We start from the raw sequence: 17,784 nt of genomic DNA, 5'->3' as shown, positions 1-17,784 counted from the left end.
ATCAGTTACCGCCTTCCGGCATTGTGGCCGCGCCCTTGATCAGGTCGCGGGTGGCCAGGTCGAAGGAGTTGACGAGGAAGTCGACGTCGGTGTCGTCCAGCACGGCGGGCGGGGTGAACCGCACCACCGAGCTGCCGTTCATGGAGTGGTTGGCGACCACGCCGTGGTTGAACAGCTCGATCAGCAGCTCGCCGGCGAGGCCCGCCTCGACCAGCTCCACACCGATGAGCAGACCCCGGCCGCGCACGTCCACCACCAGCTCGGGGATGTTGCGCCGGGCGACCTCCGCGATCCGCGGCAGCAGCCGGGCGCCGAGGTCCATGGCCCGGGTGACCAGGCGCTCCTCCTTGACGGCCCGGATCGCGCCCTGCACCGCGGCCATCAGCACCGGCTGCCCGGAGAAGGTGGCGGTGTGGACGTAGGGGTCCTTGTCGAAGGGGCGGAACGCCTTGCGGGTGGCGACGGCCGCCGACACCGGCATCACCCCGCCGCCGAGCGCCTTCCCGGTGAGCAGGACGTCCGGGACGACGCCCTCGATGTCGGCGCCCCACCACTCGCCGAGCCGCCCGAACCCGGACTGCACCTCGTCGAGGATCAGGAAGCCGTCGTACTCGCGGACCAGCTCCTCGACCCGCTTGAGGTAGCCCTTGGGCGGGACGATCACCCCGCCCTCGCCCTGCACCGGCTCCAGGATCACGCACACCTCGCCGGGGTGGGCCCTCAGCTCGGCCTCCAGGGCGTCGGCGTCGCCGAACGGCAGGTGCTGGAAGTCGGGGACGAGCGGGCGGAACGGCGCCTGGTAGACGTCCTTCGCGGTCGCCGACAGGGCGCCGAGCGTCTTGCCGTGGTAGCCGCCGCGCATCGACACGGTCCGCTTGCGGCCGCCCGCGCGGGCCAGCTTCAGCCCCGTCTCCACGGCCTCCGCGCCGGACAGCGCGAAGTGCACCCGGTCCAGGCCGGGCGGCAGCACCGACACCAGCGCCTCGGCGGCGCGGGCCACCGTCGGCTCCAGCAGGATGCGGGTGGCGGTGGGGTGGGTGCGCAGCTGGCGCTCCACCTCCTCCATGACGATCGGATGCCGGGCGCCCATGATGAACACGCCGTAGCCGCCGGCGTTCAGGAAGCGCTCGCCGTCGCTGGTGGTGAGCCAGGCGCCCTCCGACGCCACCTCCATGTGACTGCCGAACAGCTCGGCGAGCGTGGCGCGGCCCTTGCTGAGGTGGGCGCGGTAGAGGTTGAGGATTTCCGACTCGGTGTCGGCGGTGGTCGCCGCCGGAGACTCCTGCATGACGGTCACGTGTCGCTCACTCCAAAAGGGTGGGTAGGGGAGCGCCCCGCAGGGGCGCGGGGAACTGCGCGATCAACCACAACGGACCCGCAGTCGCCCACTGAGCTCTGCCGGCCGAGCTCTACGCCAGAACCAACGGCCCCCCGCCGAAATACGCGAGCAACGGCTCCGACGCGGCGATCCGGGACGGCGGATGAAAAGCCAGCGCACGCGTCGCGGCAGCGGCCTGCGCGGAAGCCGTGTTGCTGATGAACTCCAGCCCGCCCAGCAGCTCCAGCGCCCGCCCCACGATCGCCGGCAGCGCGTTCTGCACGGCGTACCGGGCGACCAGCACCCGCGCCACCGACTCCTCGTCGCCGGGCTCGGCGCCCGTGCCGCGGGCCACGCCCTCCAGCAGGGCCAGCGCGGCCTCCATGTCCACGGCCAGCGCGGCGCGTTCCTCCGCGCCGCCCCGCTTGCGCTCCAGCACCTGCTCCACCAGCGCGGCGGCGGCTCCGGCGTACCCGGCGGAGATCAGCATCTCGAACCAGACGAAACCGGCCGACTGCAGGTCGTCCAGGCGGGTCGGGTCGTCGGCGCCGGCCCGCACCACCATCTCGGCCGGCACGAACACGTCCTCCAGCCGGACCTCGTCGCTCTCCGCGCCGGCCAGCAGGTCGTTGCCCCAGAAGGGGTGCACGGACAGCCCGGGCGCGCGGGCGGGCACGATCGCGAGCGCCAGTTCCGGCTCGCCGCCGTCCTCGCCGTGGATGGCGATGGACGCGGTGAGCAGGCTCATCGAGCGGGACAGGCTGCACGGCTTCTTCGCCCCGGACAGCAGGAACCCGCCCTCCACCGGGCGCGCGGTGACGGCCGGCTTGAGGATGTTCTGCGCGGTACGGCCCTCGGCCCAGCCGGAGGCCATCACCTGCTGCTCCGGCACGATCCGGTGCAGCAGCTCGGTCTGCGCGGCGGTGAGCCGGCCGTCCTTGACGGCGAGCGAGTACAGCATGGCGGCGGTGAAGTGGTGCATGGACACGGCCGCGACCAGGGACGGGGACAGCGCGCCGAGGGCCAGCTGGACGCGCAGCGCCTCCAGCGGGGCGGCGCCGTGGCCGCCGTAGGACTCGGGTATGAGCAGGCCGACCCCGCCGTGGATGCGGAACAGGTCGATCACCGGGCTGCCGGGCCGCTCCCGTTCGGCGTACGGGAGCCGCTCCAGCTCCTTGAGCAGTCCGGGGTGGAACCGCTCGCAGACGGTCCTGGCGGCATCGAGGGAACGCACGGGAAACCTCCGCGGGACTCTGGGGGTGGTCAGGCGCCGAAGACCGCGTCGTACGGGCTCACGTCGCGGGCGATGCTGACCCCCTGCACATGGGAGGTCTTGAGCATCGGGTAGTTGGCCTCGCCGAAGGCGCCGCCGGTGCGGCCGGTGCCGCCGTGGCTCGGCAGGTACGGCAGGAAGCCGATGTGGGAGTCGTTGACCTTCAGCAGGCCGCCGTTGACCGTGCGCCGCACGAAGGTCTCCACGACGCGGTCCGAGCGGGACCACAGGGAGTTGCGCAGCCCGTAGTCGTTGCTGTTGACGAACTGCAGGAACGCCTCCAGCAGGGCGTCGTCGTTGTCGCGTTCGGCGACCACGATCGGGATCAGCGGGAAGAAGGTCTCCTCGCGGACCACGTCGTACGTCCGCGCCCGGTCCAGGCCGTCCACCCGCACCACCGTCGGCTGCAGGAACACCCCGGTCTCCGAGACCGTGCCGTCCAGCTCGGTGCGGTGGCCGCCGGTCACCAGCTCGGCGCCGTTGTCCAGGGCCTGCCGCAGCAGCCGGAAGAACCGCTCGCTGCGCCGCACCGGCGACAGCAGCACGTCCTCCTCCTCGGGCAGGCCCGGACGGATGCCCTTGACCTGCTCCTTCACCTCGGCGATCAGCGCCTCGGCGACATCCGGGTGCACCAGGACGTAGTTCGGCACCATGCAGATCTGCCCGGAGCCGTAGAAGGCCTCCGTGATGGCCTCGGCCGCCCACCTCACGTCGGCGTCCTTCCACACCACGATGCCGTCGTTGCCGGCGAGTTCGAGGATCGGCTTCTTGCCGTGGGCCACGCACTGCTGCTCGAAGCGCAGGCCCTCCTGGCTGCCGCCGATGTAGAAGATGTCGTTGATCAGCGGGTCGGCGATCCAGCGGTCCATGGTCTGCTTCGGGTTGGAGCACACCGCGTTGAGCACGCCGGCGGGTGCGTCGATCTCCTCCAGCAGCGGGGCGACGACGTCCCGCAGCAGCCACATCGTGGACAGCGCGATGCTGCGCGGGGCCCGCACCACGACCGCGTTGCCGGCCATCAGGGCCAGCACGCACAGGGCGGCGCTGGGCAGCGGGGCGTTCTGCGGCGGGTTGAAGGCGACGACGCCGTCCGGCTGGCGGTGCAGGATCAGCTTGCGGCCGTTGTACTCCTTCTCCACCCGCATCTGCTTCAGGTACCAGCGCAGGGAGCCGGGGGCGTAGATCTGCAGCAGGCAGCTCAGCTCCCAGCGGGCGAGCTTCACGGGGTGGGACTCGGCGACCAGCATGCGCAGGAACTCGTCCTGGTGCTTGATCAGTTCCTCGCGGAAGCGGGTGCCCAGCCGCATCCGCCGCTCCAGGGGCACGGCCGCCCAGTCGGAGGCGGCAGCGGCGGCGGCCTGGGTGGCCAGGTCGATGGCGGAGTCGTCCGCGATCGCGCAGCGCCCGACGACGTAGGGGTGCCTCGCCGCCTCGGACTCGGGGTCCTGTTCGAGGGAGCGCTTCAGGCTCACGCTGGTGAACACGTCTTCCAGCAGGGAGCGTCCGCTGACGGTGTAGACCCAGCCGTCCCCGGCGACGTCCTTGCCCGCGATGTAGAGGTCGTAGCTCTTCAATCCGGAAGGTGCCTCAGCACTCTCCTCCTGCGCGGCTTCGCGAAGCATCTTCAGCCTTTCGGATATGGCGTGTGGATTTCTTGAAGCAAGGCGAGCCTGGCAGCGGAATCTGACCCGGCGCTGACGCCCGGCTGACCGGCTCGATCCGGCCAACCGCACCGATCGGAAGCCGTCAGTGGGGCGTCAGCCGGCGCTGCTTGCATGAGGCGCATGCCACCTGTCGACAGCACCAGCCGGCGCCTGCGTGAGCTGCCGCGCAGCGAACTCGCCGAAGAAATCGAGTCAATCGTCCTCGGCAAATTCAGGGCCGTTCTTCTCATGGACGATTCCGAGGATCTTCCGCTCGACATCAGCTATTTCGATCTCGGCCTCACCTCACTGCGGCTGACCGAGATACGGCAGAGCCTGGAACAGCTCCTGGACCTGTCGATCAACGTCAGCGTGCTCTTCAACGAGCCGACGATCGACCATCTCGTGGACCACCTGACCCAGGCCATCCAGGAAGCTTGAGGAGTCGCTCCATGCCGCGTACGGAGACAGAGCAGGCGCCCGAGCCGGTCGCGATCGTCGGAATCGGTCTGCGGTTCCCCGGCGGCAGCGGCTCGCCCGACGAGTTCGACGCCTTCCTGCGGGAGGGCAGGAGCGGGATCGGGCCCATCCCCCGGGACCGCTGGGACGTGGAGGCGTTCACCCCCGAGGGCCCCGACGACAAGGGCAAGATCATCGCCTCGGCCGGCGGATTCCTTGACCGCATCGACCTGTTCGACGCGGGCTTCTTCAACATCTCCCCGAAGGAAGCCCGCTACATGGACCCCCAGCAGCGGCTGCTGCTGGAGACCGCCTGGCAGGCCCTGGAGCACGCCGGCATCGACCCGGCCCCGCTGCGCCGGGGCAACGGCGGCGTCTACATCGGCGCCAGCTCCATCGACTACGCCCTGGAGCTGGACTCACTGCCGTACGAGGAACTCGACGGCCACCTGGCCTCCGGCATCACCATGTTCCCGCTGTCCGGCCGGCTGTCGTACTTCCTCGGCTGGCGCGGCCCGAGCATGAGCGTCGACACCGCCTGCTCCTCCTCGCTGGTCGCCCTGCACCTCGCCGTGCAGGCGCTGCGCGGCGGCGAGACCGACATCGCGCTGTGCGGCGGCGTCAACGCCCTGCACCACCCGCGCATCCCGGTGATGTTCTCCAACGCCCAGATGCTCGCCCCCGACGGGCACTGCAAGACCTTCGACGAGTCCGCCGACGGCTACGCGCGCGCCGAGGGCTGCGGCATCGTCGTCCTCAAGCGGCTGAGCGACGCCGAACGCGACGGCGACCGCGTCCTCGCCCTGGTCCGCGGCACGGCCGTCGGACAGGACGGCGACAGCGCGGGCCTGACGGTGCCCAACGGACCGGCCCAGGAGAAGGTCATCCGCAGCGCGCTCGACGCCGCCCGCCTCACGCCCGGGGACATCCAGTACGTCGAGGCGCACGGCACCGGCACCCCGCTCGGCGACCCCATCGAGTTCGGCGCCATCGGGGACGTGTTCGCAGGCTCGCACACCAAGGACCGCCCGGTGCTGGTCGGTTCGGTGAAGACCAACCTGGGCCACATGGAGCCCGCCTCCGGCATCGTCGGCGTCATCAAGACCGTGCTCCAGCTGCGCGCCCGCACGATCTACCCGCACATCAACCTGCGGACGCCCTCCGGCCGCATCCCCTGGGACCTCTACCCGCTGCGGGTGCCCACCGCCTGCGAGCCATGGGACACCGAGGTGCGGCGCGCCGTCGTCAACAGCTTCGGGTTCGCCGGGACCATCGGCGCGGTGGTGCTGGAGCAGGCGCCCGAGCGGGCGCCGGCCGCCGAGACGGCGGGTGGCGTGCCGCCGGTGTTCACCCTGTCGGCGAAGAACGCCGCGGCACTGCGCGAACTCGCCGCCGCCTACCGCGGGCTGGTCGACGAACAGCCGCTGGAAGCGCTCTGCCACAGCGCCAACACCACCCGCGCCCACCACCCCTACCGCATCGCCGCCCCGGTCGCCGACCGGGCCGCGCTGGCGAAGCTCCTGGACCGGGCCGCCGAGCAGGAGCACGAGGGGCCCTCCGGCATCCGCAAGACCGCGTTCCTGTTCACCGGCCAGGGCTCCCAGTACGCCGGCATGGGCGCCGCCCTGTACGGGGCCTTCCCCGTCTTCCGCGCCCACGTGGACGAGTGCGACCGGCTCTTCGCCGCCCATCTCGGCCGCTCCGTACGGGAGTTGCTGCTCGGCACCGCCTCCGACCCCGAGGCGGTCGACCGCACCGAGTACACCCAGCCCGCCCTGTTCACCCTGGAGTACGCGCTCGCCCGGCAGTGGATGGCCTGGGGCGCCCGGCCCAACGTACTCATCGGGCACAGCATCGGCGAGGTCGTCGCCGCCGCCGTCGCCGGGCTGTTCGACCTGCCCGACGCCGTACGGCTGGTCGCCGCCCGCGCCCGGCTGATGCAGGCCGTGCGCACCGAGGGCGGAATGGCCGCCGTCACCGCGCCCGTCGAGGACGTCGAGCCGCTGCTCGAGGGCCGCGACGACCTCGCGCTGGCCGGGATCAACGCCCCCGACCAGACGGTGATCTCCGGCGCCACGGCCGCCCTCGACGAGGTCGGCGCCATCCTCGCCGGCCGGGGCGTCCGCGTGGAGCGGCTGAAGGTCTCCCACGCCTTCCACTCCCCGCTGATGGCCGAGGTCTACGACGACTTCCGCGCCGCCCTCGACGGCATCGCCTTCCACGAGCCGCAGATCAGCATCGTCTCCAACGTCACCGGCCGGCTCGCCCGGTTCCGCGACATCGGCGACGCCGACTACTGGGTGCGGCACATCGGCGAACCGGTCCGGTTCCTCGACGGCATCCGGGCCGTCGCCCGGCGCGGTCGGCACGCGATGGTCGAGATCGGCCCGCAGGCCGGACTGACCGCGCTCGCCCGGCGCGGCGTCACCGCCGAGGACCACCTGTGGCTGCCGAGCCTGCGCCGCCGCGACACCACCACCGCCACCACCCTCACCGCCCTCGCCGACTACTACACGGCCGGCCTGCCCGTCTCCTGGACCGGCTACCACGCCGGGCAGCCCGTACCGGCCCGGGTGGACCTGCCGACGTACGCCTTCCAGCGCAAGCGCTACTGGCTGCCCTCCGTCACCCCGCGCCGCTCCGCCGCGAACGGCACCGCGCGGCACCCGCTGCTCGGCACCGAGGAGCGGTTCGCCAGCGGGGTACGGGAGTTCACCGCCGAGTTCACCGCCGAGGAGCTGGGCGCGCTCGCCGACCTCGCCGACGGCGGCCGTACCGTGCTGCCCGCCGGCGCCTACGTCGACCTGCTGTTCGCCGTGCAGGACGCGGTCCAGGGCCACGCCCGCTCCGCCGTCCGCGACCTGGCGCTGCTCGCCCCGCTGGAGCTGCCCGCCGAGACCCTGACCGCGCTGACCACCCGCTGGCGGCCCCGGCAGGGCGGCGGTGCCGAGGTCGAGGTGTTCACCACCGTCGGCGGCGAGGAGAACCTGCACGCCACCGCCGTCGTCGCCGCCGAACCCGAACCCCTCGTGCCCGTCTCGGAGCTGGCGGAACTGGACGCGACCCTGGCGCCGGCCGCCCAGCACATCGACGACGAGGACATCTACACCGACCTCGCCTCCGTCGGCCGCCCCCAGGGCCCGCGCATGCGCCTGCTGCTGCGCGCCGCCCGGCACGGCGACGGTCTGGTCACCGGCGAGCTGACCGGGCGCGACGCCACCGCCGTCGAGCACGTCCCGGCCGAGCTGCTGGAGGCCGCCGTGCAGGCGCTGGTCGTCCTCGACCCCGAGGGCCCGGTGTTCGTGCCGCGCGGGATCGCCGCCGTACGGCACTTCCGCAAGCCGCGCGGGGAGAGCCTGCGGGTGCTGGCCCGGGTGCGCGGCGAACAGGACGGGCGCCTCGCGGACGTGCTCCTGCTGGAGAACGGGGAGCCGGTCGCCGAGCTGCTCGGTGTGCGCATGGCCCGGCCCGAGGGCCGCGCCGGCCGCCGCCAGTTCCTGCACCGCCCCGACTGGGTGCGCCGCGCCCTGCCCGCCCGCGAGCACGCCCCGGCCCGGCACGTGGTCCTGCTCGACCCGTCCGCCGCGCGCGCCGCCGAACTCGCCGCCGAGCCCGGGGTGAAGGTCACCTGGCTGGCCGACCTCACCGACCTCAAGGCAGCCCTGGAGGACCCGACCGTCACCGACGTGTGCCGGCTGTGGCGGCAGCGGTCCGAGCCGATGTCCGCCGGGCGGCTGCGCGCCGAGTGCGAGGACAACTACCGCGAACTGCTCGCGCTCCTCGGCGCGCTGGAGGCCGCGGCGCGCCCGCCCCGGCTGTGGCTGGTCACCGAGGGCGCCCAGTGGCTGCCCGGCGACCCGGCCGGCGACGGCGGCCACCTCGGCGCCGCCACCCTGTGGGGCTTCGGCCGGGTGCTGCTCACCGAGTACCCGCAGTACCGGGCCACCCTGGTCGACCTCGCCCCCGGCAGCGGCCTCGCCCCGCTCGCCGAGGAGTGGCGGGCCGAGCCGCCCGGCGAGTACCAGGTCGCCCACCGCCCCGGCCGCCGCTATGTGCGCCGGCTGCTCGCCGGTGACACCGCCCTCACCTGGACCGGCGGCTTCGAACTGCGCGCCCCCGACTCCGGCGACCTGTCCGACCTGGCCCTCGCCCCGGTCACCGACCGGGCGCCCCGGGCCGGCGAGGTCCAGGTCCGGGTGCACACCGTCGGCCTCACCGCCGCCGACGCCCGCACCGCCCTGGACACCGGCCGGGCCGAGCGCGCCGAGGAGGCCGCCGAGGAGGAACCCCCGCCGTTGCTCGGCCGGTTGGCGCGCGGCACGGTCCTCGCCGCCGCCGGCGGCACCGGATTCGAGCCCGGCGACGAGGTGCTCGTCCGGCACGACGGCACCTTCCGCTCCACCCTCACCGTCCCCGTCCCGGCCGTCGTCCACGCCACCGGCTCCGACGACACCGCCCCCCGCTTCCGGCTCGACGAGACCGGCGAGGCCCTGCGCACCGCCCTCGCCGACCCCGCCGGGCGGGCCTGGGTGACGCTGCCGGAGGACATCGAGGAGCAGCCGCACCAGGCGGACGAGGGCCCCGCCGGGCTGCGCGCCGACCGCACCTACCTCGTCACCGGCGGCCTCGGCGGGCTCGGCCTGGTCACCGCCCGCAAGCTGGCCGCCCTCGGCGCCCGGCACCTGACCCTGGTCAGCCGCAGCGGCCGGGCCACCGAGGAGGCCTCCGAACTGCTCGCCGACCTCGCCGCCGACGCCGAGATCGATGTCGTACGCGCCGACGTGTCCCGCCCGCAGGACGTCCAGCGGCTGGTGCGGAAGCTGGCGGCGGGGCCGTACCCGGTCGGCGGGATCGTGCACGCCGCCGGCTCCTACGACAAGAAACTGATCTCCGAGCTGACCTGGGAGTCCATCGACGCCCAGCTCGCCGCCAAGGCCTACGGCGGCTGGCTGCTGCACGAGGCCGCCGAGACCTCCTTCCCCGAGCTGGAGTTCTTCGTCACCTACTCCTCCATCGCCTCCGTCCTCGGCGGCGCCACCCAGGGCCACTACGCCGCCGCCAGCGCCGCCCTCGACGCGCTCGCCGAGTGGCGCGGCCGGCGCGGGGTGCCGGGCCTGTCGGTGAACTGGGGCGCCTGGGCCCGGGTCGGCATGTCCGCCCGGCTGGAGGAGCACCTCGGCCAGGAGATCGAACGCAGCGGCGTCCGCTTCTTCTCCCCGACCCGCGCCCTGGACACCCTCGCCCGGCTCTGGGGGCGGCCGCGCACCCAGCGGATCGTCGGCGAGTTCGACTGGGACCGCTATGTCTCCGGCAGCGTCACCGGCGACCTGTTCTACGACCGGCTCGCCCGGCGGACACCCGGCGAGGACGGCAGCGGCCTCGACCTCGGCGCGCTGGCCGCGCTGCCCGAGTCCGAACGCCTGGCCGCCGTCACCCCCGTGGTCCGCGAGAAGGTCGCCGCCGTCCTGCACCTGGAGGAGGGCGACGAACTGGACGTGAACTCCGAGTTCGTGTCGCTGGGCCTGGACTCCCTGATGGCCCAGCAGGTCAAGTCCGCGCTGGAGCAGGCCTTCCGGCTGCCCCTGCCGGCCTCCCTCACCCACGACCACCCCACGGTCCGCGCGCTCGCCCGGTTCGTCGCCGGGCAGCTCGCCTAAGGCACGCGGAAAGCAAGGGACGGGAAACCGAGATGACCGACATACCAAGGGAGCGCTGGACGCTCCACCACTCCTCCCGGGCCCACGCCGGAAGCCGCCCCGACCACCCGGCGATCATCTGCGAGGGCCATGTCACCACCTACGACAAGCTGCACCGCGACAGCAACCGGGCCGCGCACGCCCTGCACGCGAGCGGGGTCGGGCGCGGCGACCGGGTCGCCTACCTGGGCCGCGAGTCCGCCACCTACTACCTGGTGATGATCGCCTGCGCCAAGGCCGGCGCCGTCCTGGTCCCGGTCAACTGGCGGCTCACCCCCGGCGAGGTCGACCACATCCTGCGCGACTCCGGCGCCACGCTGATCTTCGTGGACGACGAGTTCTGGGACACCGTCGCCACGGTCCGCCACCAACTGCGCGGACTGCGCCGGGTGATCCGCGTCGACGGCACCGACCCCTACGGCGAACCGGCGCGCGGCGCCGGACTGCTCGCCTGGGCGGCCGACCAGCCCGAGACCGACCCCGTGCCCGGCACCGGACCCGACGACGCCGTCATCCAGATCTACACCAGCGGCACCACCGGCCTGCCCAAGGGCGCCGTCCTCGCCCACCGCAGCTTCTTCACGCTGCCGCACGCGAGCCGCGCCGCCGGCGTCGACTGGATCGACTGGCTGCCCGAGGACGTGGCCCTGATCTCACTGCCGGGCTTCGGCGTGGCCGGCATCGGCTGGTTCCTGCACACCTTCAACGCGGGCGGCACCAATGTGATCATGCCCCGGTTCGAACCGCAGGAAGCGGTCCGCCTCATCCGCGCCCACCGGGTGACCACCACCTTCGCCGCACCGGCCATGCTCCAGGCGATGGCCGCCGAACGCGAGGCCGGACCCGAGGCGTTCGCGTCCCTGCGCAAGATCGCCTACGGCGCCGCGCCCATGTCCCCGACGCTGCTCAAGCAGTGCCTGGAGACCTACCGCTGCGAGTTCGCCCAGATCTACGCCAGCACCGAGACCGGCAGCGTCGCCGTGTGCCTGCCGCCCGACGCCCACCGCCCGGACAGCACCAAGCTCACCTCGGTGGGTCTGCCCTGCCCCGGCAACGAGATCAAGGTGATCGGCCCCGACGGCGAGAGCCTGCCGCCCGGCGCCATCGGCCAGATCTGCGTGCGCGCCCCCTCCCGGATGCTCGGCTACTGGAACCTGCCCGAGGCCACCGCCCGCACCCTGGCGGGGGAGTGGCTGCACATGGGCGACGCCGGCTACCTCGACGAGGACGGCTACCTCCACCTGTGCGACCGGATCAACGACACGATCATCGTCGCCGGGCAGAACATCTACCCGGCGGAGGTCGAGAAGGCCCTCGCCGCGCACCCCGCCGTCGCCGACGCGGCCGTGGTCGGCCTGCCCGACGAGCGGTGGGGCGAGAGCGTGCACGCGGTGGTCGTGCTCAAGCCCGGCGCGCGGGCGACAGCCCGGGAACTGCTGCTGTCCCTGCGGGGCCGCATCGCCGACTACAAGATCCCGGGCGCCTACCACTTCACCGACTCCCTGCCGCGCAACCCCTCGGGGAAGATCCTGCGCCGCGCGGTACGGGAGCAGCTGACGGCACCGGCCAGGGACGTACTCGGGAGCACAGTGTGACCTCACTTCGGATCGGCATCCTCCTGCCCACCCGCGAGCAGGCCATCAACGGCAGCTACGCCGCCGCGCCCCTGCTCGACTTCGCCCGCCGGGCGGAAGCGCTCGGCTTCGACTCGCTGTGGGCCGGGGACTCGCTCACCGCCCGCCCCCGGCTCGACCCCCTGGTCGTGCTCTCGGCCGCGGCGGCGGCCACCACCCGCATCACCGTCGGCACCGCCGCCCTCACCCCGGCCCTGCGCCACCCCCTCATCGGCGCCAACATGATCGCCAGCCTCAGCCATGTGGCCGCGGACCGGCTCATCCTCGGGCTCGGCTCCGGGTTCCCGATGGCCGAGACCGAGGAGGAGTTCGCCTCCGTCGGCGCCTCCTTCCAGGGCCGGGTGGGACGGCTGGACGAGATCACCGCGCTGTGGCGCACCGCCTGGCGCTCCCACGACGAGGGCGAACCCACCGAGTTCCAGGGCAGGTTCTGGCAGGCGGAGAACCTGGACCGGCTCCCCGGCCCCGCCGTCCCCGGCGGCCCGCCCCTGTGGCTCGCCGGCAGCGACACCCCCAGGGTGCTGGCCCGCGCGGCGGCCCGGTACGACGGCTGGCTGCCGTTCCTGCCGGACGTCGACGCCTACGCCCGCGCCCGCCGCCGTATCGCCGAACTCGCCGACGAGGCCGGCCGCACGGTCACCCCCGCGCTGTACGCCACGGTCACCGTGAACAGCGACGAAACCGCCGCCAGGGCGGAACTGGAGCACTACATCAGCCACTACTACGGCCGCTCCCTGGAGCAGATGAGCAGCATCCAGGCCTACGCCTGGGGCAGCGCCGAGAAGTGCGCCGAGTGGCTCGGCGGATACGTCCGGGCCGGCGCCCGGCACCTGGTCCTGCGGATCGGATCCCTGGACCCCGAGCCGCAGTTGAAGGAGATCGCCGAGGTGCTGCTGCCCGCCGTGCGCGCCCTCGGCCCGTCCACCACCGTTGGGAGTACGCAGTCGTGACCACCGAGATCGGCACCATAGGCAGCCGGATGTCCAGCGAGGGCCACTGGTTCCACCCCGTGGAGCCCTCGCCCGACGCCTCGATCCGGCTGTTCCTGCTGCCCCACGCCGGCAGCGGCGCCATCATCTACCGGGACTGGGAGCGCCTGCTGCCGCCGGACATCGCCCCGCAGGCCGTCACCCTGCCCGGCCGCCACAACCGCCGGGACGAGCCCACGTACGAGGAGTTCTGGCCGCTGCTCGACGCGCTGCACGAGGCCGTGCTGAACGACCTGGACGAGCGGCCGTTCGCCTTCTTCGGGCACTGCCTCGGCGCCCAGCTGGCGTTCCGGCTGGCCATCCGGATGCAGGAGGAGGGCGGTCCGGCGCCGGTCATGGTCGGCATGTCCGGCTGGTCGCCCGAGGGCTTCTTCCAGCCGACGGAGGAGCAGAGCCGGATGCCGGAGCCCGAACTCGTCGAGTGGATCAAGAAGTTGGGGTCCTTCCCGGCCGAGATCTACGACAACCCCGAGATGCTCGCCCTGGTCGTGCCCGCCCTGCGCGCCGATCTGCGGGTCGCCGCCCAGTACGAGGACGACGGCAAGGGCGTCACCTGCCCGCTCGCCTCCTACGGCGGCCGCAGCGACCCGCTCCAGGAGGCCCCGGACGCCATGACCCACTGGGCCGGCCGCACCCCGGCCTATCTCGGCCACAGCGAGTACGAGGGCGGCCACTTCTACATCGACACCCACGCCCAGGCCGTCACCGCGCACTTCGCGCACCGGCTCCAGCGGCTGGCCGCCGCGGCCGTGGGCTGACCGCCGCCGGCGTTCCGTGTCAGCGCCGTGTCAGCGGGGCGCGGGACAGTGCTCGGAGGACTGTCGTACCGAGCACCGTCCCGTGCCCCCTCGCGTGCGCCGCGGACACCTTCGGCACGCCCCCCACCAGCACGAAACGACCTAGGAGGGTCGTCCATGACCACCGAAGCGGAACTGACCGGCAGCGCGGCCTCGGCCGCCTCGCCACCGGACATCGAGGAGGCCGCGGGCAAGCCCGCCTGGGGCGCGCTCTGGGTCGTGCTGGCCGGTCTCTTCATCGCCAACGTCGACTTCTTCATCGTCAACGTGGCCATCCCGTCGCTGCAGCGGAACATGCACGCGACCAGCGCCGAGATCCAGCTCGTCGCCGCGACCTTCAACATCGGCCTGTCCGCCATGCTGATCACCGGCGGCCGGCTCGGCGACCTCTACGGCCGCCGGAAGGTCTTCTCCGTCGGCCTGGCCCTGTTCACGCTCTCGTCGCTGGCCTGCGGCATCGCCCCGAACATGGCCGAGCTGATCGTGGCCCGCGCGGTGCAGGGCGCCGCGGCCGCCCTCGTCATCCCGCAGGTCCTCGGCATCCTGACCACGGCCTACGCGGGCAAGGCCCGGGTCGCCGCGTTCAACGCCTACGGCATCACCATGGGCGCCTCGGCCGTGTTCGGCCAGCTCATCGGCGGCCTGCTGATCAAGGCCGACGTCTTCGGCTGGGACTGGCGGACCATCTTCCTGATCAACGCCCCGATCGGCGCGGTGGTGCTGCTGCTCACGCCGAAGGTGGTGCCCGAGTCCCGGGCCGAGGGCCACACCGGCCTCGACTGGACCGGCGTGATCCTGGTGACCGCGGGACTCGCCGCCGTCGTGCTGCCGCTGGTCGAGGGCCGGGAGCAGGGCTGGCCGACCTGGACGTGGGAGTGCCTGGTGGCGGCGGTGCCGCTGCTGGCCGCGTTCTGGTGGACCCAGCGCCGCAAGGCGGCCCGCGACAAGTCGCCGCTGGTCCACCCGAGCCTGTTCGAGGACCGCGCCTTCGGCGTGGGCGTCGTCTCGCTGCTCGTGTTCTTCGCCGCGATGGCCTCCTTCTTCCTGGTCCTCGCGCTGTACCTGCAGGAGGGCCGCGGCCTGTCCGCCCTCGAGTCGGGTCTGCTGTTCATCCCGCTCGGCCTCGGCTTCTTCATCGGCTCCGCCCAGTCGCCGAAGGTCGCGGCCAAGCTCGGCAAGCAGGTCCTCACCATCGGCGCGCTGCTGCAGGCGGTCGGCAACGTCGCGCTCGCCGCCACCGCCTGGGAGCTGGGCGGCAGCGGCTCCGTCGCCTGGTGCATCCCGGCCATGGTGCTCGCCGGCTTCGGCATGGGCTTCGTCGTCGCCCCGCTCGCCTCGCTGGTCCTGGAGGGCGTCGCCCCGCACCACGCGGCCGCCGCCTCCGGTGTCTTCTCCACCGCCCAGGAGATGGGCAACGCCGTCGGCATCGCGGTCATCGGCGTCGTCTTCTTCAGCGTCGCCGGCCACAAGGTCACCGCCCACTCCTACTCCCACGCCTTCGGCGCGGGCCTGCTGGTGCAGGCGGCCATCTGCGTGGCGGTGGCGCTGCTGGTGCAGCTGCTGCCGCGCAAGGCCGAGGCGTCCTGACGGCAGCGCGGGAGCAGAGCACCACCCACACCCGGCGGGCGCACGGAGGCAAAACCTCCGTGCGCCCGTCAGTGCTGCGTCAGAAACCCGTCAGCCGTCTCCTCCACGCTGGCCGAAAACGACCCGCCGCTTTTCGGCCGAGCCGACGGAGGACATCCGTGCCCGACACCCTTGACCCACTCCCCGCCTGGCCCATGCCACGCTCCTGCCCCTACGCGCCCCCCGACGCCTACGCGGAGCTGCGCGAACGGCCCCCGCTGAAGGTGCGCATACGCGGCGGCGAGGCCTGGCTCGTCACCCGCCACGCGGACGTGCGCCAGGTGCTCAACGACCACCGCTTCAGCGCCGACGACCAGCAGCCCGGCTTCCCCATCCGGATCCAGCTGCCGCCCGAGCCCGGCGTGATGTCGTTCAACCGCATGGACGACCCGGAGCACGGCCGGCTGCGCCGCATGGCCATGACCGAGTTCACCGCCCGCCGCACCCGCGCCCTGCGCCCCGACGTCGAGCTTCTCGTGCAGCAGCTGCTGGACGGCCTGGAAGCCGGCCCCAACCCGGTCGACCTGGTGCGCCACTTCGCGATCCCGCTGCCGTCGCTGGTGATCGCCCGGATGCTCGGCGTCCCCGAGCAGGACGAGGCGGACTTCACCGAGCAGAGCCAGGTCATCCTCTCCCAGGAGGCCGGCCCCGAGGAGACGTACGCGGCGTTCCTCGAGATGACGCGGTTCCTGGACCGGCTCGCGGCGCAGCGCACCGCCGAACCCCGGGACGACCTGATCAGCCGGCTGGCCACCCGGTACGTCGCCAAGGGGGAGCTGACCCACGACGAACTCGTCGCCATGGCCCGCTTCTTCCTCGTCGCCGGGCACGAGACCACCGCCCACCAGATCAGCCTGAGCGTCCTCAGCCTGCTGCGCGACCCGGCCCAGCTGGCCGAGCTGCGCGCCGACCCGTCGCTGTACAAGCGGGCGGTCGAGGAACTCCTGCGCTACTGGTCCATCTCCCAGGACAACCAGGTCCGCGCCGCCGTGGACGACGTCGAGCTGAGCGGGGCGCTGATCCGCAAGGGGGAGGGAGTGATCGTCGCGATCCCCGCCGCCAACCACGACGAGTCGGTGTACGCCGGCGCCGGCCGCCTCGACGTCCACCGCGACGCCTCCGGTCATCTCGCCTTCGGCTACGGCGCCCACCTGTGCCCCGGCGCCTCGCTGGCCCGCATGGAGCTGGAGGTGTGCCTGAGCGCCCTGTTCGCCCGCTTCCCCACCCTGCGCCTGGCCGTGCCCCCGGAGCAGGTCCGCTTCCGCGAGAACACCATCGTGTACGGCCTGGAGGAACTGCCCGTCACCTGGTGACGCCGCCGGACAGGCCGACGCCACCGGGCGAACCCTGTGGCGTCGGCCGGCCCGGGTCAGGAGACGGCGTGGCTGAGCCAGAAGTCCAGCAGGGCGCGGTCCCCGAGCACCGTCACCCGCGGGCTCCGCGGCCGCAGCCGCCCCTTGACGACCAGCAGCAGGTCCGCGGGCGCGGCGATCACGGTGGTGTCGGCCGGGTCGCCGGCCGGTGCGTCCCGGCCGACACGTACGCCCTCCGCCGCGCACGTGACCAGCCAGTCGCCGCGGCCGCCGGGGGTCGCCCCGGCCGAGCGGAAACCCAGCGTCTCGCCGCTGCGCGGCACCTCGGCGAACCGGGGCGAGAGGAACGGCCGGGCGGCCGGTTCCCCGAAGGCGCTGAGGCAGAAGTCGACACAGTCCAGGGCGACGTCCGTCTCCATCGCGAACGGCAGGCCAGCCGTCAGGGCCGCGTCGGCCCGGTGCACGGCCGTCTCGTACAGAGCCCAGCGCAGCCAGAACTCCTTGTCCTGCCGGCCGTGCGGCGCCCACAGCGGCACGTCGGGACCGACCCCGTCGAGCGCCTCGGCCAGCCGGTGCGCGCCCTCGGCCAGGAACCGCGCCCGCCGGCCCGGGTCGGCGAGGTCGTCGGCCGCTCCCCGGAGGCCCAGCTCGGCCACGCGCTCGGTCCAGCTCCTGCCGTCCTCCGGGGCGCCGGACAGGCCGCCGGGCGGGAGGAACCCGGTGCTCCGGCTGGTCAGGATCGTGGTCGCCCAGTCGTGGCCCTGCCGCACGTGCCGCACCAGGTCGGCGAGCGTCCATCCGGGGCACGTCGGGACCGGCTCGGCCGGCGGGATGCCGCGGGCCGCGTGCGCTAATCGGGCGGCCTCCCGGCGGAACTCCGAGGTGTAGCGAGGGAGGGCGAGGGTCGGACGCGTCCGTGTGGTCATGGCTGGCTCACTCCGGTCGACGGGACACAAATCGGTGCCATTCGACCCCGCTCCGCTGATCGACCGCTGACACGTCCCCGGTCACCGGCCGGTCCCGCGGTCCGGGCCGG

The 17,784-nt window shown here is 73.2% G+C and carries 11 protein-coding genes; 7 read left to right on the top strand and 4 right to left on the bottom strand.

What is annotated here, in order from left to right; genetic code table 11:
- Nucleotide 1: 1 nt before the first annotated feature.
- The 3 genes from OG956_RS08175 to OG956_RS08165 all read right to left on the bottom strand — a co-directional run bounded on the left by OG956_RS08175 (nt 2) and on the right by OG956_RS08165 (nt 4,213).
- Entirely contained in the window at nt 2-1,297 is a 1,296-nt protein-coding gene (locus tag OG956_RS08175) for an aspartate aminotransferase family protein (protein WP_330337281.1), read from the bottom strand.
- A gap of 112 nt (nt 1,298-1,409) precedes the next feature.
- Entirely contained in the window at nt 1,410-2,552 is a 1,143-nt protein-coding gene (locus OG956_RS08170) for an acyl-CoA dehydrogenase family protein (RefSeq protein ID WP_330337280.1), read from the bottom strand.
- A 29-nt stretch (nt 2,553-2,581) separates the two neighbouring features.
- Nucleotides 2,582-4,213, bottom strand: coding sequence for an aldehyde dehydrogenase family protein (locus OG956_RS08165; protein WP_330337279.1), 1,632 nt, complete (start codon nt 4,211-4,213; stop codon nt 2,582-2,584).
- A 162-nt stretch (nt 4,214-4,375) separates the two neighbouring features.
- On the opposite strand from OG956_RS08165, the gene OG956_RS08160 reads away from it, so the two are divergent.
- The 7 genes from OG956_RS08160 to OG956_RS08130 all read left to right on the top strand — a co-directional run bounded on the left by OG956_RS08160 (nt 4,376) and on the right by OG956_RS08130 (nt 16,748).
- On the top strand, nt 4,376-4,675 hold the full coding sequence (locus OG956_RS08160) for an acyl carrier protein (protein ID WP_330337278.1): 300 nt from the start codon (nt 4,376-4,378) through the stop codon (nt 4,673-4,675).
- A gap of 11 nt (nt 4,676-4,686) precedes the next feature.
- Nucleotides 4,687-10,350 carry an SDR family oxidoreductase gene (locus OG956_RS08155; protein WP_330337277.1) on the top strand — a complete coding sequence of 1,888 codons (5,664 nt, stop codon included), beginning with the start codon at nt 4,687-4,689 and terminating at the stop codon, nt 10,348-10,350.
- A 32-nt stretch (nt 10,351-10,382) separates the two neighbouring features.
- Nucleotides 10,383-11,984 carry a long-chain-fatty-acid--CoA ligase gene (locus tag OG956_RS08150; protein ID WP_330337276.1) on the top strand — a complete coding sequence of 534 codons (1,602 nt, stop codon included), beginning with the start codon at nt 10,383-10,385 and terminating at the stop codon, nt 11,982-11,984.
- A complete protein-coding gene (locus tag OG956_RS08145) occupies nt 11,981-12,973 on the top strand; it encodes an LLM class flavin-dependent oxidoreductase (protein WP_330337275.1) in 993 nt (330 codons plus the stop codon). The genes OG956_RS08150 and OG956_RS08145 overlap by 4 nt, the downstream gene beginning before the upstream one ends.
- A gap of 29 nt (nt 12,974-13,002) precedes the next feature.
- On the top strand, nt 13,003-13,770 hold the full coding sequence (locus OG956_RS08140; protein WP_330342774.1) for a thioesterase II family protein: 768 nt from the start codon (nt 13,003-13,005) through the stop codon (nt 13,768-13,770).
- Nucleotides 13,771-13,926: 156 nt separating this feature from the next.
- Nucleotides 13,927-15,396 carry an MFS transporter gene (locus OG956_RS08135; protein ID WP_330337274.1) on the top strand — a complete coding sequence of 490 codons (1,470 nt, stop codon included), beginning with the start codon at nt 13,927-13,929 and terminating at the stop codon, nt 15,394-15,396.
- Between the two features lie 158 nt (nt 15,397-15,554).
- Nucleotides 15,555-16,748 carry a cytochrome P450 gene (locus OG956_RS08130; RefSeq protein ID WP_330337273.1) on the top strand — a complete coding sequence of 398 codons (1,194 nt, stop codon included), beginning with the start codon at nt 15,555-15,557 and terminating at the stop codon, nt 16,746-16,748.
- A 56-nt stretch (nt 16,749-16,804) separates the two neighbouring features.
- Here the strand turns inward: OG956_RS08130 and OG956_RS08125 are convergent, their stop codons facing one another.
- Entirely contained in the window at nt 16,805-17,674 is an 870-nt protein-coding gene (locus tag OG956_RS08125) for a maleylpyruvate isomerase family mycothiol-dependent enzyme (protein ID WP_330337272.1), read from the bottom strand.
- Between the last annotated feature and the right edge of the window lie 110 nt (nt 17,675-17,784).

This window comes from Streptomyces sp. NBC_00557 (genome assembly GCF_036345995.1).
Lineage (GTDB): Bacteria > Actinomycetota > Actinomycetes > Streptomycetales > Streptomycetaceae > Streptomyces.
The sequence above is the reverse complement of the archived record's forward strand: the minus strand, read 5'-3'. Positions and strand labels throughout refer to the sequence as shown.